The organism is Pseudomonas sp. BYT-1, from assembly GCF_023611805.1.
Lineage (GTDB): Bacteria > Pseudomonadota > Gammaproteobacteria > Pseudomonadales > Pseudomonadaceae > Aquipseudomonas > Aquipseudomonas guariconensis.
The window spans coordinates 3,670,487-3,691,708 of record NZ_CP072559.1 but is presented as its reverse complement, the minus strand read 5'-3'; the positions used below and the strand labels follow the sequence as shown (position 1 = coordinate 3,691,708).

Here is a 21,222-nt window from a genome sequence, read left to right as displayed (position 1 = left end):
GTGAGATGAATGCAACCACGCGTGATAACGGCGGCCTTCGGCAACGGGATCTGGACGCCCTGGCCCGCGCCGAGCACGCCAATCCCTTTGCGGTGCTGGGGCCCCACGCCGATGGTGCAGGAGGGCTGTTCGTCCGGGCCTTCCTGCCCACTGCGCTGAACGTCCAGGTGCTGGCGCGCCATGATGGGCGTGTGCTGGCCGAAATGGTGCAGGGCAGCCTGCCGGGGCTGTTCACCGCGCACCTGGACGAAGCCCATCCGTACCTGCTGCGCATCGGTTGGGCCGGAGGTGAGCAGATCACCGAGGACCCCTACAGTTTCGGCCCGCAACTGGGCGAAATGGACTTGTACCTATTCGCCGAAGGCAACCACCGCGATCTCTCCGGGCGTTTCGGCGCCCAGCCGATGTGTGCCGATGGCATCGATGGGGTGTGCTTCTCGGTGTGGGCACCCAATGCCCGGCGCGTGTCGGTGGTGGGCGATTTCAACAACTGGGACGGACGCCGCCATCCCATGCGCCTGCGCCACGACGCCGGCGTGTGGGAGCTGTTTGTGCCACGCCTGGGTATCGGTGAGGCCTACAAGTTCGAGGTGCTCGGCCAGGACGGTGTGCTGCCGCTCAAGGCCGACCCGCTGGCCCGCGCCACCGAGTTGCCGCCGAGCACCGCGTCCAAGGTGTCAGGCCCCCTGCAGCACGCCTGGCAGGATCACGACTGGATGCAACAGCGCGCCGCGCGTCACGCCTACGACGCGCCGCTGTCGATCTACGAGCTGCATGCCGGCTCCTGGCGCTGCGAGCTGGACGACGCCGGCGAGGTGTCGCGCTTTTACAACTGGCGTGAACTGGCCGAGCGCCTGGTGCCCTATGTGCAGGATTTAGGGTTCACCCACATCGAGCTGCTGCCGATCATGGAGCACCCGTTCGGGGGCTCCTGGGGCTACCAGCCACTGTCGCTGTTCGCACCCACCTCGCGCTACGGCAGCGCCGAGGACTTCGCGGCGTTCATCGATGCCTGCCACCAAGGTGGCATCGGCGTGCTGCTGGACTGGGTTCCGGCGCATTTCCCCACCGATGAACATGGCCTGGCGCGCTTCGACGGCACCGCACTCTACGAATACGACAACCCCCTGGAGGGCTACCACCAGGACTGGAACACCTTGATCTACAACTTGGGGCGCAACGAGGTGCGCGGTTTCATGATGGCCTCGGCGTTGCACTGGCTCAAACACTTCCACATCGATGGCCTGCGGGTCGATGCCGTGGCCTCGATGCTGTATCGCGACTACTCGCGCAAGGCCGGCGAGTGGGTGCCTAATCGCCACGGCGGCCGTGAGAACCTCGAAGCCATCGATTTCATCCGCCACCTCAACGGCGTCGCCGCCGTCGAGGCACCGGGCGCCTTGATCATCGCCGAAGAGTCCACCGCCTGGCCCGGGGTCAGCCAGCCGGTGCAGCAGGGCGGGTTGGGCTTTGCCTACAAGTGGAACATGGGCTGGATGCACGACACGCTGCACTACATCCAGAACGACCCGGTGCACCGCGCGTATCACCACAACGAGATGAGCTTCGGGCTGATCTACGCGTACTCGGAGCATTTCATCTTGCCGATCTCCCACGATGAAGTGGTCCATGGCAAGCATTCGCTGATCGACAAGATGCCCGGCGATCGCTGGCAGAAGTTCGCCAACCTGCGCGCCTACCTCACCTTCATGTGGACCCACCCCGGCAAGAAGCTGCTGTTCATGGGCTGCGAGTTCGGCCAGTGGCGCGAGTGGAACCACGACCACCAGCTGGATTGGTACCTGCTGCAGTACCCCGAGCACCAAGGCGTGCAGCGCCTGGTGAGCGACCTCAACCGCCTGTACCGCGAGCTGCCCTCGCTGCACGAACAGGATTGCCAGCCCCAGGGCTTCCAGTGGCTGATCGGCGATGACGCGCACAACAGCGTGTATGCCTGGCTGCGCTGGAGCAGCGCCGGGGAGCCGTTGCTGGTAGTGGCCAACTTCACCCCGGTGCCACGTGAGGGGTACCGCATCGGTGTGCCGTTCGGCGAGCGCTGGCAGGAGTTGCTCAACAGCGATGCCGAGCTGTATGCCGGGTCGAATGTGGGCAATCTGGGAGCGGTGGCCAGTGAGCAGGTGGCCAGCCATGGGCAGCCGCTATCGCTGGCCTTGAACCTTCCGCCGTTGGGGGTTCTGGTGATGAAACCGGCCTGAGCTGTACCGGGGGCCGCAAAGCGGCCCCTTAAGTCTTGAGGTGTTCCATCGATTGAGGACATGGGGCTGCAAGGCAGCCCCGAAGTCTCACCAGCGCATTCTCACGCCCAGGCTGCCAATCAGGCCATTGAGGTCATTGCCGTCCACATCGCTGCTGTAGTCGGCACTGACGAACAGCGCTACTTTCGGCGTGACCCGCGCCACCAATCCCAAGCCAAGGTCCACGGTGGTCGAGTACCGGGAGCTGGAGATCTTGTCGACCTGGTCCAGCTTTACGGTGTCCGAATCGGTGAAGTCGTACCACACGTTGGTCCGCACGTAGGGTTCGATGGGCATCCCACGTACGGTGTAGCGCCCCGACAATTTGGCACCGACCCGGCCGCTCCAGCTCGGCTGGCTGTCGAATGCCTGCAGGGTTTCTTCCTGTGCCCGGTTGCCGGGGAAGAACTGCTGGTTGATCAACTGCGCCTGGGGCTCGATGACCCAGCCACCGCCCAGGCCGATGGGGTATCCACCTTCAACCGAAAAGGTCATCGCATGGCCGCTGTCGTCCAATCGCTGGCCGCTCTCCCCACGGCCATTGACGTCGATGCGGGTGCCCATGGCCACGGCATCGACGTGCCAGCCTTGCTCATGGGTCATGCTCCAGTACACCCCCAGGCTTTCGCCGCTGAGGTTAACGGCATTCTTCTGCTTGTCGCCGAGCAACCGGCGCATGCCGTTGAAGCTGCTTTGCAGGTTGTTGTGGCCCACGAAAATCCCCGCCCGATGCACATTGCCGTTGGTTTCACGCACGAACAGGTCCGGGCCGATCGTCAATTGTTGGCTGGGCGCCTCCAGTTGCGCGGGCACTTGGGCGCCGGGTCTTGTGGCATCCGGGAAGAACTGCGACCACTGGCTGGCGACCAGGTCCGGGGCCGCTTGGCCGTGGCGTTCGCTCATGCGCTCGGAAAATGCACTCAGGGTGCCCAGGCTCAGGCCGCTGGCGGTCACCGGATCGAGGGAGAGCTGCGGCACGGCCGGCGGCTGCAACAGGCCAGCGAAGGAGGCCTGTTCCTGCAGTTCGAACGCGAAGGTTTCCACCGGGGTTGCCAGGAGCAGCGACGTGGAAACCGCACAGAAAATCGCGTCGAAGCGCCAGGGGTTCGAGGTTCTTTTCATGGCGGATCTCCTCTGTTGTGTTGTTGTGTGTTGGTACAGCCCAAGGATCTGGCCTGATGTCACGAGCTGTACGACACAAAAACAGAGGGCGACCCAAACCAGCACGCCTGGGCTCGCAGGTACGCACAAAGGTGCACGCTAGAGGCCCGGCGCGAATTTTTTACGACACGTTGTAGAGTTCAGCTAAGGAGACGTCGCCGCCTGCGTCAAGAAAGCGTGAAAGACTTGTCGGTATGTCGATGAGGGGCGTAAGCGAATGATTTAGCTGGAAATTCAGCTATCGATATCGAGGTTGGTTCTTTGCCGTGGTTGGACTATGCCGAATCATTGCTAAAGACGCACCTCCACTGCCAAGGGCAGGTGATCGGACAGATGCGTCCAAGGCTTGTGCCCGAGGATTCGCGGGGCATGACTCTCGGCGTTGCGCAGGTAAATGCGGTCCAGGCGCAGCAGCGGCAGGCGGGCCGGATAGGTGCGTGCCAGCAGGCCGTGGTGGCGCTCGAATGCTTCGTGCAGATCACGCTGAGCCCCCAGGGTGCGATTGCCGCGCAGCTGCCAGTCGTTGAAGTCGCCCGCGATGATCACCGGGGCGTCGGCCGGTAGGCTGTCGAGCAAACGGCGCAACAGGTGCAGTTGCTTTTGCCGATGGCTTTCCAGCAACGACAAGTGCACACAAATGGCATGCACCTGGCGTTGGCCGGGCACGTCGAGGATGCAATGCAACAGGCCCCTGCGCTCGGGGCCCGTGATCGATACGTCGAGGTTGCGGTGTTCGAGAATCGGGTACTTCGACAGCAAGGCATTGCCGTGGTGGCCATCGGGATAGACCGCGTTGCGACCGTAGGCGAAGTCGCTCCACATGCTGTCGGCAAGAAACTCGTATTGGGACGTCTGTGGCCAGCCCGGGTAGCGCGCGGCGTGGCGGTCATGGCTGCCGAGCACTTCCTGGAGAAACACGATGTCGGCCTGGGTACTGCGCACAGCCTCGCGCAGCTCTGGCAGGATGAAGCGCCGGTTGAAGGCGGTGAAGCCCTTGTGGGTATTGACCGTCAGCACCCGCAGCCGATGAACGGCTGGGGCTTGGCTGACGCTGGCGAAACCTGGACTACCGGCTTCGGGGCTCACGATGGCTCCTCAAGGACTGCGGGGTTGAATGCCCCATCGCAGGCATGCCGACGTCAGGGCCACTCGCACAAACAGACACTGATTCGGACAGATCTTGCTCGCCTGGGTTCACTCTCCAAGAGGCATCAGGTGTACATACTTATGCAACTCTTTTCGCAAGCCAGTGAGACAGGCCTATCACTCTTCTTCGCGCTGTAGCGCCATCAGCAGCAATGAGCGCCCTTTGACCTCGAACAGCGTGTCGAAGGCCAGGTGCTGAGGCTTACGCATCTGTGGCCGGTCGGTGTCGACCAGGCAGCTCCAGTAGTCGCCCTCGGGCACCGAGGGCAGCTGGAAGGGCACCGTGTCATGGTAGGCGTTGACGATCAGCAGCAAGGTCGCCTCGCCGCCGGGCCGGGCAATGCCACTGACCTGGGCGCGGCCGTCCATGAGCATGCCCAGGCAGCGGCCATGGGGATCTTCCCACTGCTCCACGCTCATTTCATTGCCATCGGGCGCCAGCCAGGTGACGTCCTTGACCCCGATCGCCTCGTTGTAGTCGCCCACCAGGAACCGCGAACGGCGCAGCACCGGGTAGGCCAGGCGCAGGCGGGTCAGGCGTTTGACGAAGGCCAGCAGTTCGGTGCCTTCCTGGTCCAGATCCCAATTGATCCAGCCGATCTCGCTGTCCTGGCAGTAGGCATTGTTGTTGCCGTGCTGGGTGCGGCTGAACTCGTCGCCGGCGACGATCATCGGCGTGCCCTGGGCCAGCAGCAGGGTGGCGAAGAAGTTGCGCATCTGGCGCATGCGCAAGGCGTTGATCTGTGGGTCGTCCGTAGGCCCTTCGACACCGCAGTTCCAGGACAGGTTGTTGTCGGTGCCGTCCTGGTTGTTCTCGTCGTTGTCCTCGTTGTGCTTGTCGTTGTACGACACCAGATCGCGCAGCGTGAAGCCATCGTGGGCGGTGACGAAGTTGACCGAGGCATAGGGCCGCCGGCCACGGTTGTTGAACAAGTCGCCCGAGGCGGTCATGCGTGAGGCGAAGTCCGCCAGCTGGCCTTCATCGCCTTTCCAGAAGGCGCGCACGGTGTCGCGAAAGCGATCGTTCCATTCTGCCCAGCCGGGGGCGAAGTTGCCGACCTGGTAGCCACCCGGGCCGCAGTCCCAGGGCTCGGCGATCAGCTTGACCTGGCTCAGCAGCGGGTCTTGGCGGCAGGCCACCAGGAAACTGTGACGCTCGCTGTAGCCATCGTGATAGCGCCCCAGGATGGTCGCCAGGTCGAAGCGAAAACCATCGACATGCATCTCGCCGGCCCAGTAGCGCAGTGAGTCGGTGACCAGTTGCAACACGCAGGGATGGCTCAGGTCGAGGGTATTGCCGGTGCCGGAGTCGTTGATGTAGTAGCGCTTGTCGTCGGGCATCAGCCGGTAGTAGGAGGCGTTGTCGATGCCGCGCATGGATAGCGTCGGCCCCAGCTCGTTGCCCTCGGCGGTGTGGTTGTAGACCACGTCCAGGATCAGCTCCAGGCCAGCATCGTGCAGGTGCGCGACCATCTCCTTGAACTCGGCGACCTTGCCGCTGGCCAGGTACTTGGGGTGAGGCGCGAAGAAGGCGATGCTGTTGTAGCCCCAGTAGTTGTTCAGGCCCTTCTGCAGCAGGTGCTGGTCGTTGACGAAGGCGTGGATCGGCAGCAGCTCGATGGAGGACACGCCCAGGTCCTTGATGTGCTTGAGCAGCTCATCGTTGGCCAGGCCCGCGAAGGTGCCGCGCAGTTCTTCCGGTACCGCCGGATGGCGCATGCTGATGCCACGGGTATGGGCTTCGTAGAGGATGGTGCGCTCCCAAGGGATCTGCACCCGCTGGTCGCGGCCCCAGGTGAAGGCCGGGTCGATGACCTTGCACTTGGGTACGAAGGGCGCACTGTCGCGCTCGTCGAAGGACAAGTCGCCATCGGGATGGCCGATGGTGTACCCGAACAGTGCCTCGGACCATTTCAGATTCCCCACCAGTTGCTTGGCGTAGGGGTCGATCAGCAGCTTGTTGGGGTTGAAGCGGTGACCATTCTCCGGTTCGTACGGGCCATGGACCCGGTAACCGTAGACCAGCCCGGGATGCGCGTCGGGCAGATAGCCGTGGTAGATCTCATCGGTGTATTCGGGGAGCTCGATGCGTTCGATCTCCTGTTCGCCGGTGGAGTCGAACAGGCACAGCTCGACCTTGGTTGCATTGGCCGAGAACAGGGCGAAGTTGACGCCCAGACCGTCCCAGGTGGCACCAAGAGGGAAGGGCAAGCCTTCGCGGATGCGTGAGGGAGCGACGGAGCGGGTTTTCTTCGGGGTGCGGGGGCTCATGACAGTCCTCGTTGGCCTGGTGGACGGATGTACCGATGCATCTATGCCAGCCCTTTCGCGGGCAAACCCGCGAAAGGGTTCGGTACAGGCTCAGCCTGCAGTGGGTTTCTTCACAGCCTTTGGCTTTTTCGCCGCAGCCGGTTTGACCCCCGGCAAGGCAGCCACTTTCGGCTCGGCCGGCGCTTTGGGTTCAGCCGCTGCCTTGGGCTTGGCCGCCGCCTTCTTGCGCGGGGTCGCCTTGGGCGCCAGCGCCTCGGCCTCGGCCAGTTTGCGCGCCATCTCCCAGTGGCGTTCTTCCTGACCTACGGGTTTACCCTCCGACTCCCAGATCTGGTAGGCGAATTCGCGAATACGTTTTTCATCGGCACTCATCATGACGCTCCTGGTGTTCAAGATTGTTGTATCAGCAGGTTGACCGGAAACTCCGCCAGCACAGTATTCAAATACAGCTCCTTTGAAGGGCTGACAGCCGCACTGGAAAAAAGTCCCAAGCAAGTGGCAGACGACAAGGCAAACGGCAAGATCAGCCGGGTATCGTCCCAGTTCTGCGCTGGGATCAAGGGCACAGGGGCGTCGCCGAGCAGGGGGGCGCACAGGCGCGGCACTACCACGATGGCCCGGGCATCCTCGCCCAGGCGTGCGAACGCCAGCACCTTGTCGGCGTGCCGGCCATGCACGGTCAAAGGCAGGTAGGCGCCGCGTTGGAACAGCTGCGGATGGGCCTGGCGGGCATCCAGAACCCGGGCGATCAGCGCCTGCTTGATACGCCCATCGCGCCAATGCGCCAGCAGCTCGGCCAGCGGCACGCTGTCGTCCAGGCTCGCGCGGCGCACGGCGTAGTCCACCGGGCGACGGTTGTCCGGGTCGACCAGGCTCAGGTCCCAATACTCGTTGCCTTGGTAGAGATCCGGTACGCCGGGGCTGGTCATGCGCAGCAGGCACTGAGCCAGGCCGTTGAGTGCGCCGGCAGAGGCGATGTGCTGCGCGGCGTCGTGAAGCGAGCGGCGCAACTGTTGGTTTTGCGGCCCCAGCAACAGCTCGTCAACGTAGGTCGCGCAGGCTTGCTCGTAGGCGTCGTTCGGTGCGCTCCAGCTGCTGCGCAGCTTGGCCTCGCGCAGGGCCTTCTGCTGCCACTGGCGGACCCGCTCGGCATAACGGCCCAAGGCTCCGAGGTCCTGCAGGTCCAGCTCCAGCGGCCAGCTGCCGAGCAGCGTCTGGTACAGCAGCAGTTCGTCCGCCGGGCTCGGTGCCGGGCCGTCGTTCAATGACTGGCGCAGTGGTGTGGCGAGCTCGCGCCAGTGCTCCACCCGGCTGGCCAGCCAGGGGCCGTGTTCGCTCAGCACCGCCAGGCGCGCGCGGCAGTCCTCGCCGCGCTTGTGGTCGTGGGTGGCGGTGGCCAGCAGGTTGTCGGGAAAGTCCCGCAGGCGCTGCTGGGCCTCGTTGTGGAACCAGGTGGCATCGGCGCTGAACCGTTCGGCTTCGAAGCCCACATCGTTGCGCGACAGCAGGCGTCCTGAGCGATAGAACGCAGTGTCTTCCACGGCTTTGGCCGCGCTCGGTGCCGTCAATTGCTGAAAGCGCACGCAGGCATGGCGCAGGTGCTTGCGGGGCAGGCCACGGGGCAGTTGGCGCCAGGGTTGGCCGCCCAGCCAGTGCTGCAGATGATCGAGCAGTGGCCAGTCGGCTTCAGCCAGGCTCTGCCGGGCGCCGGCCAGGGCGTGTTGGAAGAACGCTTCGTCTTCGGCCGGACGGCCGCAGGCATTGATGTAGGTGCGGTACACCGGGTAATGCTCGACCAGCGCCTGCAGCGCCCGCCGGATCGCGCCGAGGGTCAGGTCGCGGGTCATCAGGTCGCCACGGGCCACCTGCAACAGGGCCTGGGCCACGGACTCACAATCGCCGGCCAAGCTGGCATTGAGCACCAAGTGGCGAGCCTGGCGCACTTCCTCGGGAAAGTCCGGGCGTTCGCTGATACTGCTCCACAGCTCGGTCAAAGGGGCTTCGCCGGCCGGGTCGTGCTGCAACAGCGAGACTTGGTTCATGAACTCGTAGCCGGTGGTGCCGTCGGTGCGCCAGTCCAGGTGCAGGTGCTCGCCTGCCCCGAGGATTTTCTCCACATAGATCGGAAAATGCGCTACGGCGGCCTGCACAGGGCGGCGGGCGAGCAGGCGCTCGACCCGTCGGCGCAGCTTGCGGCAGTACTGGCGAGGATCGGCCAGGCCGTCGATATGGTCGATGCGCAGGCCGTCCACCAGGCCTCGTTCGATCAGCTCGAACAGCTTGGCGTGGGTTGCCTCGAACACCACCGCACGCTCCACGCGTAGCCCGCCCAATTCGTTGATGTCGAAAAAACGCCGCCAGTTGATGTCATCGGCCGCAGTGCGCCAGCTGGCCAGGCGATAGGTCTGGTGTTCGAGCAGCAGGTGCAGGCGTTTCAGACCCGCTTCGGTGCGGCTGTCGAACGCGGCCAGGGCGCCGTCGAGGCTCGCGCCTTCGCCAACCAGGCGCGCCAGCTCGGCCTGCAGGGGCAGGGCGTCGGTCAACGGATCGGCGGCCTCGCGCAAGGCACTGAAGTGTTGAGCCAATGCTTGCAAAGCGGGGTGTTCGCTCTGGCCGAGGATTTGCCCGTAGTCCAGCGGGCAGATGGGGAAACGGTGCTCGTAATGGGCGACTTGCAGCACGCCTTGGTCGCTGTCGAACGTCAGCGGGATCTCGCCGTTGTGCAACGCCACGCCGTAGTCAGTGCCCAGGAACGGCAGCAACAGTTGCCCGGCCAGCAGCGGGTCGCTGGAGTGCCACTGAATGTCGAAGAATTCTGCGTAGGGGCTGCGCCGGCCCCAGGCCAGCAGGCTCTGCCACCAGGGGTTGTCGGCGCCGCCCACGGCCATGTGGTTGGACACCGTGTCCAGGATCAGCCCCATGCCATGCTGGCGCAGCGCGGCGACCAGGCGTTCGAGCGCCGCTTCCCCCCCCAGCTCCGGATTGACCTGGGTCGGGTCGACCACGTCGTAGCCGTGGCGCGAGCCCGCCCGGGCCTTGAGAATGGGCGAAGCGTACAGGTGGCTGATCCCTAGGCGGGCGAAGTAGGGCACCAGGGGCACCGCATCGTCCAGGGTGAAGTCACTGTGCAATTGCAGGCGCACCGTGGCGGTCAAGGGTTTCATCGGTCACGCTCCCAGGCTTGTTCGCGGGCTTGGGCCAGCAGCTCCAGGCGGCGGGCGGCGTCTTCGTCGTCAAGCAGCTCGCGCACCGGGCGGGCGAAGCGGCGACGCCAATTGGGGTGGCCATCGGTGGTGCCGGGCAGGTTGGGCTGTTCGTCGCAGCCCAGCAAGTCTTCCAGGGGGACCAGCACCAGGGGGGCACGGGTATGTCCGACGTAGCGGATCGCCGCGTCGATCAACGCATCGTCGTCAGCCAGGGCGCCATAGTTCTGCTCCAAGGTGCGGCGCAGGCCATCACGCTCCCGTTGGCGGGTGTGGCGCCAATGCAGCTCGGCGGCCGCGTCCACCAGTTGCAGGCGATGGCTCCAGTCGATGTCGCGCGCTTGCAGCCAGCCGGCCAAGGGGGCGAGATCGTGGGTGCCGGTAGTGGCCAGGGCGTTGTCCGGCCAGTCGAGAATCGGTTTGAAATGCCCCGGCGGTTGTTGCTCGAACGGCAGCACGCGCATGCCCAGCACGGCCTTGGCCGCCAGGGTTTCGCGCAGGCCTTCGGGCACCGTGCCCAGGTCTTCACCCAAAATCACCGCCCGGTGGCGCACCGACTCCAGGGCCAGCAGGCGCAGCAGGTCGTCCAGCGGGTAGTTCAGGTAGGCGCCCTCGCTGGGCCGCGCCCCCCGCGGGATCAGCCACAGCCTGCGCAGGCCCATGACGTGGTCGATACGCAAGCCGCCGGCGTGGGCAAGGTTGGCGCGCAGCATTTCGATGAAGGCGCGGTAGCCGTTGCGCTTGAGGCCTTCCGGAGAGAAGGCGCAGATACCCCAATCCTGGCCCTGGCGGTTGAGGATATCGGGAGGGGCGCCGACCTTGAGATCGGCCAGCAGTTCGTCCTGGCGGCTCCAGGCCTGGCTGCCGGCGCCGTCGGCGCCCACGGCGAGATCCGCGATCAGGCCCACGGCCATGCCGTTGCCGCGCGCGGCCTCCTGGGCGCGTTGCAGGCCGCGTTCGGTGAGCCACTGGCAGAAGGCATGGAACTCGACCTGGGCCGGGCAGGCGCTGGCAAAGGCTTCCACCTCCGGGTGATAAGGGTCGTGCCAGGCCGATGGCCAGTTGCGCCAGTCAGCACCCAGGCCTCGGGCTACCGCTTCGGCCTGCAGCACCTGGAACCAACAGTGGTGCAACAGGGCCTGGCCACCGGCCTCACGGTAGCTGTCGAAGTCCTTTTGCAGGGGGTGAGCGCCCCGGCTGAAGTCCTTGTACAGCGCCTGCAGCAGCTGTTGCCTGGCTTCGGCGGCGCGGGGCCAGTCCACCAGCGGCAGTTGCTCGAGCTCATCGAGCAGCGGCTGCAACTGGCACGCCTCGATCGCCATGCGCACTTCCCGCTCGCCCAGCAGTGCGGCGGGGCTGGCGTACAGCGTGTTGAGCAGCAGGCGGCTGGAGGGGGAGTAGGGGCTGTAGTGGCGCTGGCCGATCGCCGACAAGGCGTGGATCGGACTGATCGCCAAGGCGTCGGCGCCTCGTTCCGCGGCGGCTCGGGCCAGTTGCTCCAGGGCCAGGCAGTCGCCGTAGCCGCCGTCACCGGGGCGGCGCAGACTGTACAGTTGGACCGCAAGGCCCCAGCACCGAGGCGGTGATTGCTCGGTTGCCTCGTCCAAGGCATGGCAGCGCGCAGGCGCGACCGCCAGGGTGAACGGGCGGTCGTCGATGTTCAGTTGGTGATAGCCCACGGGCAGCTCCCCCGGCAGCTGCGCCTGGCCATCGAGGGCCAGGGTCAACGGGTCACCGTTCTCGAGGGTGCACTGCACCGGGCTGCCAGGGGCGAAATAGCGCGCAAGGTCCAGCGGCAGGCCCACATCGGCGGTGAGCAACGGCGGCAGATGGTCGGCATCCTCGGCCTCATCGAGCGCCTGGAGGCTGGCGGCGATAGCGGTTTCGTCTTCGGCCGGGTGGCCAAGGCCTGCCAGCACCTGGCGCAGGACGTCATCGCTGACCCGTTGGGGGCGGTCGTTGGCATCGACCCAATCGCGGGCCAAGCCCACCCGCGCGGCCAGTCGGTGCAAAGGCAATTCGCTCATGGAGCCTCCTGGTCGGGTGGCAGCAGGCTGACCACGCAACTGTGCGCGGGCAGGGTAGTGTCGAGATGCGCGGTGTCGCTGCTGTCGAACAACCAGCGCTCGACTGGAGGCAGTGCTACCGATTGCGGCTCGCTGGCCAGGTTGAGGTCGATCCGCAATTGGCTACCGTCGCCCAGGCGCCAGCGTGCGGTCAGGGCCCGTTCGCCCAGTACCGTGGCGCCCAGGGCGCGACTGCCAGGCAGGCGTGGGGTGAGATGCAGGCGGCGCAGGGTCAGCAGGCGCTGGTACAGCCCGTGCCAGCCGGCCACCACCTCCTGCGCTGCGAGCTGCGAGGCGTCGAAGGTGGCCTGGGCGTTGGGGTCGGGGATGCGTTCGCGCTGCGCAGGGTCGGCGAACGCAGCGAAGTGGGCGAACTCGGCACGGCGACCTTCGCGCACCGCGTCGGCCAGCTCATCGTGATGATCGGTGAAAAACAGAAATGGCCGGCGGCTGCCTTCTTCATCGCCCATGAACAGCAGTGGAATCATTGGCGCCAGCAGCAGCAAGCCGGTGGCCGCGCGCAAGGCCGGGGGCGGGCAGAGGCGGGTCAGGCGTTCACCCATTGCCCGATTACCGATCTGGTCGTGGTTTTGCAGAAACAGCACGAACGCACTGGGCGCTAAGTGCCCGCTGGGCTCGCCCCGTGGCGTGCCATGGCGGTTGGCCTGGCCCTGGAAGACAAACCCCTCGCTCAGGCTGCGGGCCAGTTTTTCGATCGGACGATCCTTGTAGTCGGCGTAGTAGCCTTCCGTTTCGCCGGTCAACAGGACATGCAAGGCGTTGTGGCCGTCGTCGTTCCACTGAGCGTCGAAGCCCTGCTCCAGCAGCGAGGCCTGGTTGTGTTCGTTCTCCAGCACCAGCCATACCTGACGACCTGGGGCCACGGCGGCACGTACGCGCTGGGCCAGTTCGATGAGAAAGTCCGGCTGGTCAATGGCATGCACCGCGTCCAGGCGCAGGCCGTCGAAGCGATAATCGCATAGCCACATCAGGGCATTCTGGATGAAGAACTCGCGCACCTGGGGCCGGCGAAAATCGATGGCAGCTCCCCAGGGCGTCTGCCGGTCTTCGCGAAAGAACGTGCTGGCGTATTGGTGCAGGTAGTTGCCGTCGGGACCGAAGTGGTTGTAGACCACATCGAGCAGCACCATCAGGCCATGGCCATGGGCCTCGTCGATCAAGCGGCACAGTTCGGTCGGACTGCCATAGGTGTGCTGCGGGGCGAACGGCAACACGCCGTCGTAGCCCCAATTGCGCGTCCCCGGAAACGCCCCCAGCGGCATTAGCTCGATGGCCGTGATGCCTATCTCGGCCAGGCGCGGCAGTTCGCGCATGACTCCGGCATAGCCGCCCAGCAAGCCGACATGCAGCTCCTGGATCACCGCCTCGTGCCAAGGTCGGCCTTGCCAGGGGTGACGCCAGGGATAGCTGGCGGTGTCCACCACTTGGCTGGGTCCCTGCACGCCCTCGGGCTGGTAGCGCGACGCGGGGTCGGGCACCTGCAGGGTGTCATCGATTCGGTAGCGATAACGGTCGCCCGCCTGGCAAGGCGCCAGGCCGGTGAACCAGCCATCTGCTTCAGGCAGCAGTTCGACCGCAGGTTGTTGCTCCAGCTGCAAGCTCACGCTGCGCGCATCGGGCGCCCAGAGGGCGAAGCGCGCCGACGTGGCGTCCAGCAAGTGTGCGCCATGCCTTTGCATCTTCGGTGCCCTCGTTCAGTAGTGGCCAGCGTGGGCCTGACAGACCAGCTCCTCGTACAGCTTGGCGTAGGGTTCCACGGCCTGGCACCAGTTGAAGGGCTGGGTCATGGCCAGGCAGCGCATGGCATTGAGCAGGTCTTTCTTGCCGTGCACGTAGAACGCCCGGCTCAGGGCCTCGCGGTAGCTCTCGACAGTGGACGCGTCGAACAGGAAACCGGTGACTCCGTCCTCGATGGTGTCGGCCAGCCCACCGGTGTTGCGCGCCACCGGCAGCGAGCCGAAGCGCTGCGCGTACATCTGGCTCAGGCCGCAGGGCTCATAGCGCGACGGCATCAGGAGGAAGTCGCTGCCTGCGAACATGCGTCGTGCATCGGTTTCGTTGAAGCCGATGCGCACGCCGATGCGCCCCGGGTAGCGCAGGGCCAGCTCGCGCATGGCCTGTTCTTCCTCAGGTTCGCCTCGACCGATAATGGCGATCTGGCCACCTTGTTTGACGATGTAGTCGGCCACGCCCAGCGTCAGGTCCAGGCCTTTTTGGTACACCAGGCGCGAGACCACGGCGAACAATGGCCCCTGCGATGCCTCGAGTTGGAACAGCGTGCGCACTTCTTGTGCGTTGCGCGCCTTGCCGTCCCAGTCGTTGAGGCTGAAATTGTGCTGCAGGTGCTTGTCGGTGGCCGAATCCCAGCTCTCGTCGATGCCATTGGGAATGCCGCCGAGCAGGCCCTGCTGCGCCTTGCTGGCCAGGAAGCCATCCAGCCCGCAGCCGAATTCGGGCGTGGTGATCTCCCGGGCATAGGTGGCGCTCACGGTGGTGATATGGCTGGAATAAGCCAGGCCCGCCTTGAGGAACGACAGCTTGCCGTAGAACTCCATGCCTTCCTGCTGCAGGGCATGGTCAGGGATGGCCAGCTCCGGGCAGCAGGCACGGCTGAACACGCCCTGGTAGGCCAGGTTGTGGATGGTGAACAGGGTCGGGGTGTTCAGGCCGCGCCAGTGCATGTACGCCGGGGCCAGGCCTGCCGGCCAGTCGTGGGCGTGCACCAGGTCGGGGCGCCAGTGGATCATGCCTTCGCCGGCGGCGATTTCCGCAGCGGCCAGGCCCAGTCGGGCGAAGCGGATGTGGTTGTCCGGCCAGTCGCGGCCATTGTTGGCGCCATAGGGCGTGCCGTCGCGCTCGTACAGTTCGGGGCAGAGCAGGACATAGATGACCAAGCCGTCGGCCAGATCCATGCGGCCGATCTTGCAGGGTGGCAGCGCCGCGTGCCCACCCAGTTCGCCGACGATATGGATGGGGTTGTCGCTGTCGACCACCTGGCGGTAGCCAGGAATCAACACACGGACATCGTGCAGATGGGACAGGGCCCGGGGCAGGGCCGAGGACACGTCGCCCAAACCCCCGGTCTTGACCAGGTCGGCGATTTCCGATGTGACGAACAGGATTTTGCGTTTGTGCGGGTTGTGACGGCGCTGGGCGCCGGGTGCCTTGGCTGTCGTGGCGAATCCTGGCGGCAGCGGTTCGCGGTTGTCCGGGGTGAATGTATCTACGTGAGGTTCGACAGCGGCACTGATCATACTTCTCTCCGTCCCTTGTATCGGGTGGCTGGCACCCTTTGGCGTTATGTCGTGTTGGTTCTCTCTAGTTCAAATCTTCGTAGTGCGGTCCATGCCCCAGAGTGGTGCGCACAAGCACCGTGCAATCGGCGTTCCAGCCGAAGGCAGTTGAGCTGTTTGGGGTGTGGGTGGGCCGAAGCGGGGAGGTCCCCTGTGCATTGGCCTACTTAGTTCCTGACCTGCCGCTTTGTTGGAAAGTTTCTTTTTTTTTCCGTCCGGTTACCCAGACGGTTTGGCGGGCAGAATCCCGAGTGTAGGAGAGGTTGCGTTACATTTGTGACCCGCTGGTCATTTAAATGATGACCGTGGGTCCGCGCAAACGTTGGCGGGTTGTCACAGGATGTTAATGCCGAAGGTAGAGGGGCCGCCTGAAAGGCAGCCCAGGACGCGAAAGGGTGCCTAGGCACTCCAGCGATCAATCGGTGGGCAATAGTGAGGAATGGTGCTGGCTGATCAACCAGCGTTCGCCGTCCCAGCGATAGGTGAAGGTGTAACGTGCCGCCACTTGTTGGCCGCTGGCGGCAAGATCAAAGGTATACAAACCGGCCAGGGTCGCCTCGTTGCAGCTTTGGCGTAGGTGATAGGTGTCGAGTTTGCCGCTGGGGCGCTTGGCCAAAAAGTGTTCGAAGTAGTCAATGCGCGCCTCACGGGTCTGGCGAGGAATCCTGGAAACGGTCGGCAGCAGCAGGGCGTCGTCCTGATAAAGGCTGGCGACCTGGTGTGGATCGCCGCTTTTGAGGCTGTCGTTCCATTGCGTGAACAGCCCCAGCACTTCCCTTTCGCTGGCGGTCTTGCACAGAGCTGCCGTGGCAGGGGCCGACAGGCCGACAAGCCCGATGAAAGTCAGGATCAACCTGTATTTGGATGAGGTCATGCGCGATCTCCGCTCAAAGCAGGCAACACAAGCCTGCGACGCGGCCACTGTAGGAAGGGCGGCGACAGCGAACTATCGGAATCCGGTACGGAGGATGAAGGGAGAATCTTGTCGAGTGGGAGCCATCAGCTCCCACCAGTAGCGATGAAAGATCAGATGCGAATGGCTTTGTCGTCTTCGCAGCGGGCCTGCTCGAGCAACTGATTCAACTGGGCGACCTGCTGGCGCAATTGGTCGCGTTCGTCCTTCAGGCGGCGCAGCTCGTCACGGCGCACGGTGACATAGAGGGTCTGGGTGGGAGTGGAAGGCATCAGGGTACCCATTGGAACACCTCGCGGTTCTGGCTGGTGACAATTTCAAGCGTAGACGCTTGGCGCGGCGCGCATTCTGAATTCTTTTCCTGGCCTTGGGAACTTTTTTGTTTATCGTTGTCGCCCCGTTCGTCGGTGAACCCTCGAACGGAGCACTGGACTAATCTGAAAACCTGAACCGCGTTGTCATCCATTTCATAAGGGGAGCATCGACACATGCAACTGGGAATTGTCGGGCTGGGCCGCATGGGCGGCAACATCGCGAGGCGTCTGATGCTCGCAGGGCATCGGACCGTGGTCCACGACCGCAACCGCGACGCGGTGATGACGCTGGAGAGCGAGGGCGCCCAAGGGGCACACGACCTGGGAGCGCTGGTGCAGAAGCTCAAGGCACCTCGCGCGGTGTGGGTAATGCTGCCTGCCGGTGAGCCCACCGAGCAGACCATCGCCCAGCTGGCCGAGCTACTGGAGCCGGGCGACGCGATCATCGATGGTGGCAACACCTTCTATAAGGACGACATGCGCCGGGCCGCCGAGCTGGCCAAGCTGGGCCTGCATTATCTGGACGTCGGCACCTCCGGTGGCGTGTGGGGCCTGGAGCGCGGCTACTGCATGATGATCGGTGGTGAGAAGGACGTATTCGAGCGCCTCGAGCCGCTGTTCAAGGCCCTGGCCCCTGGCGTAGGCGACATCCCCCGCACCCGGGGCCGCGAGGGTGAACATGGCCGCGCCGAGCATGGCTATATCCATGCAGGGCCTGCCGGAGCCGGGCACTACGTGAAGATGGTGCACAACGGTATCGAGTACGGCTTGATGCAGGCCTACGCCGAAGGCTTCGACCTGCTGCGCAGCAAAGGCGGCAACGAACTGCCCGAAGACCAGCGCTTCGACCTGGACGTGGCCGAGATCGCCGAGGTCTGGCGACGCGGCAGCGTGGTGACCTCCTGGCTGCTGGACCTGACCGCCGACGCCTTGGTGGCTGACCCGCAATTGGCTCAGTTCAGTGGCTCGGTGTCCGACAGCGGCGAAGGCCGTTGGACCATCGATGCCGCCGTCGAGCAGGCCGTGCCGGTGCCGGTGCTGTCCAGTGCGCTGTTTGCCCGTTTCCGTTCGCGCCAGCAGCAGGGCACCTATGGGGACAAGATCCTCTCGGCCATGCGCCTGGGCTTCGGCGGCCACGTCGAGAAAGGCAAATGACGGCACAGCGCATCCCGGCCGCGCCGCCCTGCACGTTGTTCCTGTTCGGCGCCAACGGCGATCTGGTCAAGCGCCTGCTGATGCCGGCGCTGTACAACCTCAGCCGCGATGGCCTGCTGGACCGCAACCTGCGCATCGTTGGTGTCGACCACAATCCAGCCACGGCCGAGGCGTTCGCAGAGCGCCTGCATGCCTTCATGGTCGAGCGCGACAAAGGCGGGGAGGGCTCCAACAAGTGTCTGGATGACAAAGTGTGGGCGCGCCTGGCCAAACGTCTGGACTACCAGATCGGCGATTTCCTGAACCCGGCCACCTATGAGGCCATCGGCAAGCGCATCGACAAGACCGCCCATGGCAATGCCATCTTTTACCTCGCCACCTCGCCGCGCTTCTTCCCGGAAGTGGCGCAGCGTCTGGGAGATGCCGGGCTGCTCGATGAGTCCGGCGGCGGTTTTCGCCGGGTGGTGGTGGAAAAACCCTTCGGCACCGACCTGGCCAGCGCCGAGGCGCTCAACGCCTGCCTGTTGGGGGTGATGAGCGAGCGGCAGATCTACCGGATCGACCATTACCTGGGCAAGGAAACGGTGCAGAACATCCTGGTCAGCCGGTTCTCCAACGGGCTGTTCGAGTCGTTCTGGAACAACCATTACATCGACCACGTGCAAATCACTGCGGCCGAGACCGTCGGTGTCGAAACCCGTGGCGCCTTCTATGACAACACCGGCGCCCTGCGCGACATGGTCCCCAATCACCTGTTCCAGTTGCTGGCCATGGTCGCCATGGAACCGCCGGCGGCCTTCGCTGCCGATGCGGTGCGCAGCGAGAAAGCCAAGGTGATCGGGGCCATCCGCCCCTGGTCGCAGAAGATGGCCCTCAAGCACTCCGTGCGTGGCCAGTACGTGGCCGGCAAGCAGGGCCGCAAGCGCCTGGCCGGGTATCGTCAGGAGCCGAACGTCGACCCTCAAAGCCGCACCGAGACCTATGTTGCCCTCAAGGTGATGATCGACAACTGGCGCTGGGCCGGGGTGCCGTTCTACCTGCGCACCGGCAAGCGCATGAGCGTGCGCGACACCGAGATCGCCATCTGCTTCAAGCCGGCGCCGTATGCGCAGTTCCGCGAGTCGGAACTGGAACGGCCCAAGCCCAACTACCTGAAGATCCAGATCCAGCCCAACGAAGGCATGTGGTTCGACCTGCAGGCCAAGCGTCCCGGGCCTGAGTTGGTGATGGAAAACGTCGAGCTTGGTTTTGCCTACAAGGACTTCTTCAAGATGACCCCGGCGACCGGTTACGAGACCTTGATCTACGACTGTCTCACCGGCGACCAGACCCTGTTCCAGCGCGCCGACAACATCGAGAACGGTTGGCGCGCCGTGCAGCCGTTCCTGGATGCCTGGGCCAGCGGTGGGGAGGTCCATGAATACCCCGCCGGTGAAGATGGCCCCGCGGCGGGCGACGAGCTGCTCACGCGTGACAAGCGGGAGTGGCACACCTTGGGATAAAGGGCTGCGATGGGGCGCAAAGCGCCCCCAAACCGACCGTCTTGCAAAGGAGCGCCCATGCCAGCCCCGATCGAAGACTACGCGTTAGTGGGCAACTGCCGCAGCGCCGCCTTGGTCAGCCGCGACGGCTCCCTGGATTGGCTGTGCGTCCCGCGTTTCGACGCCCCGGCGGTGTTCGCCGCGCTGTTGGGCAATGAAGAGAACGGCCGCTGGCGACTGGCGCCCAGCGACCTGGTCGAAACCGTCACCCGCCGCTACCTCGATGACACCTTGGTGCTCGAAACCACCTACACCACTGCCAGCGGCCGCGCCCGGGTCATCGATTGCATGCCCTTGGGCGAACACAACGCCGTGGTCCGCATCGTCGAAGGCTTGGCCGGCGAAAGCGCCTTCGAGATGGATCTGGTACTGCGTTTTGACTATGGGCGCAGCGTCCCTTGGGTAGAGAAGCTCGACCCGCACACCCTCAGTGCGGTCGCCGGCCCTGACCGGATGATCCTGCGCAGCACGGAGCCTGTGCACTCGCGCGACTATCACAGCGTCAGCCGCTTTCGCGTTCTGGCCGGTGAGCGCCAGGTGTTCAGCCTGCGTCACCAGCTCTCGCATCTGCCGCCACAACCGGACTTCGACGTCGACCAGGCCTTGGAAACAACCATCGCCCAGTGGCAGGCCTTCGCCGCCCGCTGTCCGGATGTCGGCCCTTGGACGCCCTTGGTCCGCCGTTCCTTGCTCACCCTCAAGGCCCTGACCTACGCCCCCACCGGTGGCATTGTCGCCGCCGCGACCACTTCCCTGCCCGAGCGTGTGGGTGGCGAACGCAACTGGGATTACCGCTACTGCTGGCTGCGCGATGCCACCATGACCCTGTTGGCGCTGATGAACCTCGGCTACTTCGATGAGGCCCAGGCCTGGCGGGAATGGCTGCTGCGTTCGGTCGCCGGCAATCCCGAGCAGATGCAGATCATGTACGGCCTGGCCGGTGAGCGCGACCTGCAAGAGTTCACCCTGCCGTGGCTGAGCGGTTACGAGCACTCCCGCCCCGTGCGTATCGGCAACGCTGCCTCGGGGCAGTTGCAGCTGGACATTTATGGCGAGCTCGCCGATGCCATGACCCAGGCCATCCGCGGTGGCCTGCCCCGGCATCCGCGCAGCTCGGCCATTGCCCGCGCGATCCTGCCGTACCTGGAGCGCATCTGGCGTGAGCCGGACGAAGGCATCTGGGAAGTGCGCGGCGGGCGGCAGCACTTCGTGCATTCCAAGGTCATGGCCTGGGTCGCCTTCGACCGCGCCGCAAGCCTGGCCGACACCACCGAGGAAGACCGCGAACGAGGCCGGCACTACCGCCAAGTGGCCGATCAGATCCACCGCGAAATCTGCGAACAGGGGCTCGACCCTACGCGCCAGTACTTCGTCCAGGCCTATGGCTCCCGGGAAGTGGACGCAAGCCTGTTGCAGATCGCCCTGACGGGCTTCCTGCCTGCAGACGATCCACGCTTTCTGCGCACCCTGGCGCAGATCGAGCAGCGTCTGCTGCGCAACGGCTTGCTGCTTCGCTACGACAGCGACCGCTGTAGCGACGGCCTGACGCCGGGGGAAGGGACGTTCCTGGTGTGTTCGTTCTGGCTGGCGGACGTGTACGTGTTGCTCGGGCGGCAGCAAGAAGCCCAGGCCTTGTATGAGCGACTGGTCGGGCTATGCAACGACGTGGGCCTGCTGGCCGAGCAGTACGACCCGGTGGGTAAGCGGATGCTGGGCAATTTCCCGCAGGCGTTCAGCCATATCGGGATCATCAATACGGCGTTGAATCTGCACCGGGCGCAGTGTCCGGTGCGGGATCGGGCGGAGTTTTCCGACGCCAGTGTCACCCCTGTGGAAGCGGGCTCAACCGCGATGGGCGCGCGTAGCGCGCCCAAATAGCCGGT

Annotated in this window: 14 protein-coding genes; 4 read left to right on the top strand and 10 right to left on the bottom strand. The window is 64.9% G+C overall.

Features of this window, described 5'->3' with window-relative positions; all coding sequences use genetic code 11:
• Positions 1-5 precede the first annotated feature (5 nt).
• Positions 6-2,216, top strand: a complete 2,211-nt coding sequence (gene glgB / locus J5X93_RS17205) for a 1,4-alpha-glucan branching protein GlgB (protein ID WP_043212061.1) — start codon at positions 6-8, stop codon at positions 2,214-2,216.
• Positions 2,217-2,303: 87 nt separating this feature from the next.
• On the opposite strand, the gene J5X93_RS17200 is transcribed toward glgB, so the two are convergent.
• The 10 genes from J5X93_RS17200 to J5X93_RS17155 all read right to left on the bottom strand — a co-directional run bounded on the left by J5X93_RS17200 (position 2,304) and on the right by J5X93_RS17155 (position 16,613).
• Entirely contained in the window at positions 2,304-3,377 is a 1,074-nt protein-coding gene (locus tag J5X93_RS17200) for an autotransporter domain-containing protein (protein ID WP_043212060.1), read from the bottom strand.
• A 330-nt stretch (positions 3,378-3,707) separates the two neighbouring features.
• Complete coding sequence (locus tag J5X93_RS17195) at positions 3,708-4,502, bottom strand: endonuclease/exonuclease/phosphatase family protein (protein ID WP_043212059.1); 795 nt, start codon at positions 4,500-4,502, stop codon at positions 3,708-3,710.
• A 177-nt stretch (positions 4,503-4,679) separates the two neighbouring features.
• Entirely contained in the window at positions 4,680-6,833 is a 2,154-nt protein-coding gene (gene glgX / locus J5X93_RS17190; protein WP_043212058.1) for a glycogen debranching protein GlgX, read from the bottom strand.
• 90 nt (positions 6,834-6,923) lie between these two features.
• Positions 6,924-7,208, bottom strand: a complete 285-nt coding sequence (locus J5X93_RS17185; protein ID WP_043212056.1) for a DUF2934 domain-containing protein — start codon at positions 7,206-7,208, stop codon at positions 6,924-6,926.
• A gap of 14 nt (positions 7,209-7,222) precedes the next feature.
• Positions 7,223-9,997, bottom strand: coding sequence for a malto-oligosyltrehalose synthase (locus tag J5X93_RS17180; RefSeq protein WP_182815559.1), 2,775 nt, complete (start codon positions 9,995-9,997; stop codon positions 7,223-7,225).
• A complete protein-coding gene (gene malQ / locus J5X93_RS17175) occupies positions 9,994-12,063 on the bottom strand; it encodes a 4-alpha-glucanotransferase (RefSeq protein WP_182942707.1) in 2,070 nt (689 codons plus the stop codon). Before malQ ends, J5X93_RS17180 begins: the two co-directional genes overlap by 4 nt.
• Entirely contained in the window at positions 12,060-13,802 is a 1,743-nt protein-coding gene (gene treZ / locus J5X93_RS17170; RefSeq protein WP_090344439.1) for a malto-oligosyltrehalose trehalohydrolase, read from the bottom strand. The genes malQ and treZ overlap by 4 nt, the downstream gene beginning before the upstream one ends.
• A gap of 15 nt (positions 13,803-13,817) precedes the next feature.
• Positions 13,818-15,377, bottom strand: a complete 1,560-nt coding sequence (gene glgA, locus J5X93_RS17165) for a glycogen synthase GlgA (protein ID WP_043212048.1) — start codon at positions 15,375-15,377, stop codon at positions 13,818-13,820.
• 454 nt (positions 15,378-15,831) lie between these two features.
• Positions 15,832-16,290, bottom strand: coding sequence for an SgcJ/EcaC family oxidoreductase (locus tag J5X93_RS17160; RefSeq protein ID WP_043212046.1), 459 nt, complete (start codon positions 16,288-16,290; stop codon positions 15,832-15,834).
• A gap of 152 nt (positions 16,291-16,442) precedes the next feature.
• Positions 16,443-16,613 carry a DUF6026 family protein gene (locus J5X93_RS17155; protein WP_167358085.1) on the bottom strand — a complete coding sequence of 57 codons (171 nt, stop codon included), beginning with the start codon at positions 16,611-16,613 and terminating at the stop codon, positions 16,443-16,445.
• Positions 16,614-16,817: 204 nt separating this feature from the next.
• On the opposite strand from J5X93_RS17155, the gene gnd reads away from it, so the two are divergent.
• From gnd to J5X93_RS17140, 3 genes are read left to right on the top strand one after another with little or no spacing between them, the layout of a single operon-like run.
• Positions 16,818-17,798: a phosphogluconate dehydrogenase (NAD(+)-dependent, decarboxylating) gene (gene gnd / locus J5X93_RS17150; RefSeq protein WP_043212045.1), complete on the top strand. Its 981-nt coding sequence runs from the start codon at positions 16,818-16,820 to the stop codon at positions 17,796-17,798.
• Positions 17,795-19,300 carry a glucose-6-phosphate dehydrogenase gene (zwf, locus tag J5X93_RS17145; protein ID WP_043212043.1) on the top strand — a complete coding sequence of 502 codons (1,506 nt, stop codon included), beginning with the start codon at positions 17,795-17,797 and terminating at the stop codon, positions 19,298-19,300. The genes gnd and zwf overlap by 4 nt, the downstream gene beginning before the upstream one ends.
• Before the next feature lie 57 nt (positions 19,301-19,357).
• Complete coding sequence (locus J5X93_RS17140) at positions 19,358-21,217, top strand: glycoside hydrolase family 15 protein (protein ID WP_080642109.1); 1,860 nt, start codon at positions 19,358-19,360, stop codon at positions 21,215-21,217.
• The last annotated feature ends 5 nt before the right edge of the window (positions 21,218-21,222 follow it).

Excerpts from the sequence above, each read along its gene's own strand:
- glgB (WP_043212061.1), top strand. The coding sequence starts at position 6 with ATGAATGCAACCACGCGTGATAACGGCGGCCTTCGGCAACGGGATCTG.
- J5X93_RS17155 (WP_167358085.1), bottom strand. The coding sequence starts at position 16,613 with ATGGGTACCCTGATGCCTTCCACTCCCACCCAGACCCTCTATGTCACC.
- treZ (WP_090344439.1), bottom strand. The coding sequence starts at position 13,802 with ATGCAAAGGCATGGCGCACACTTGCTGGACGCCACGTCGGCGCGCTTC.
- glgX (WP_043212058.1), bottom strand. The coding sequence starts at position 6,833 with ATGAGCCCCCGCACCCCGAAGAAAACCCGCTCCGTCGCTCCCTCACGC.
- glgA (WP_043212048.1), bottom strand. The coding sequence starts at position 15,377 with ATGATCAGTGCCGCTGTCGAACCTCACGTAGATACATTCACCCCGGAC.
- gnd (WP_043212045.1), top strand. The coding sequence starts at position 16,818 with ATGCAACTGGGAATTGTCGGGCTGGGCCGCATGGGCGGCAACATCGCG.
- J5X93_RS17160 (WP_043212046.1), bottom strand. The coding sequence starts at position 16,290 with ATGACCTCATCCAAATACAGGTTGATCCTGACTTTCATCGGGCTTGTC.
- J5X93_RS17185 (WP_043212056.1), bottom strand. The coding sequence starts at position 7,208 with ATGATGAGTGCCGATGAAAAACGTATTCGCGAATTCGCCTACCAGATC.
- J5X93_RS17180 (WP_182815559.1), bottom strand. The coding sequence starts at position 9,997 with ATGAAACCCTTGACCGCCACGGTGCGCCTGCAATTGCACAGTGACTTC.
- zwf (WP_043212043.1), top strand. The coding sequence starts at position 17,795 with ATGACGGCACAGCGCATCCCGGCCGCGCCGCCCTGCACGTTGTTCCTG.
- J5X93_RS17200 (WP_043212060.1), bottom strand. The coding sequence starts at position 3,377 with ATGAAAAGAACCTCGAACCCCTGGCGCTTCGACGCGATTTTCTGTGCG.
- J5X93_RS17140 (WP_080642109.1), top strand. The coding sequence starts at position 19,358 with ATGCCAGCCCCGATCGAAGACTACGCGTTAGTGGGCAACTGCCGCAGC.
- malQ (WP_182942707.1), bottom strand. The coding sequence starts at position 12,063 with ATGAGCGAATTGCCTTTGCACCGACTGGCCGCGCGGGTGGGCTTGGCC.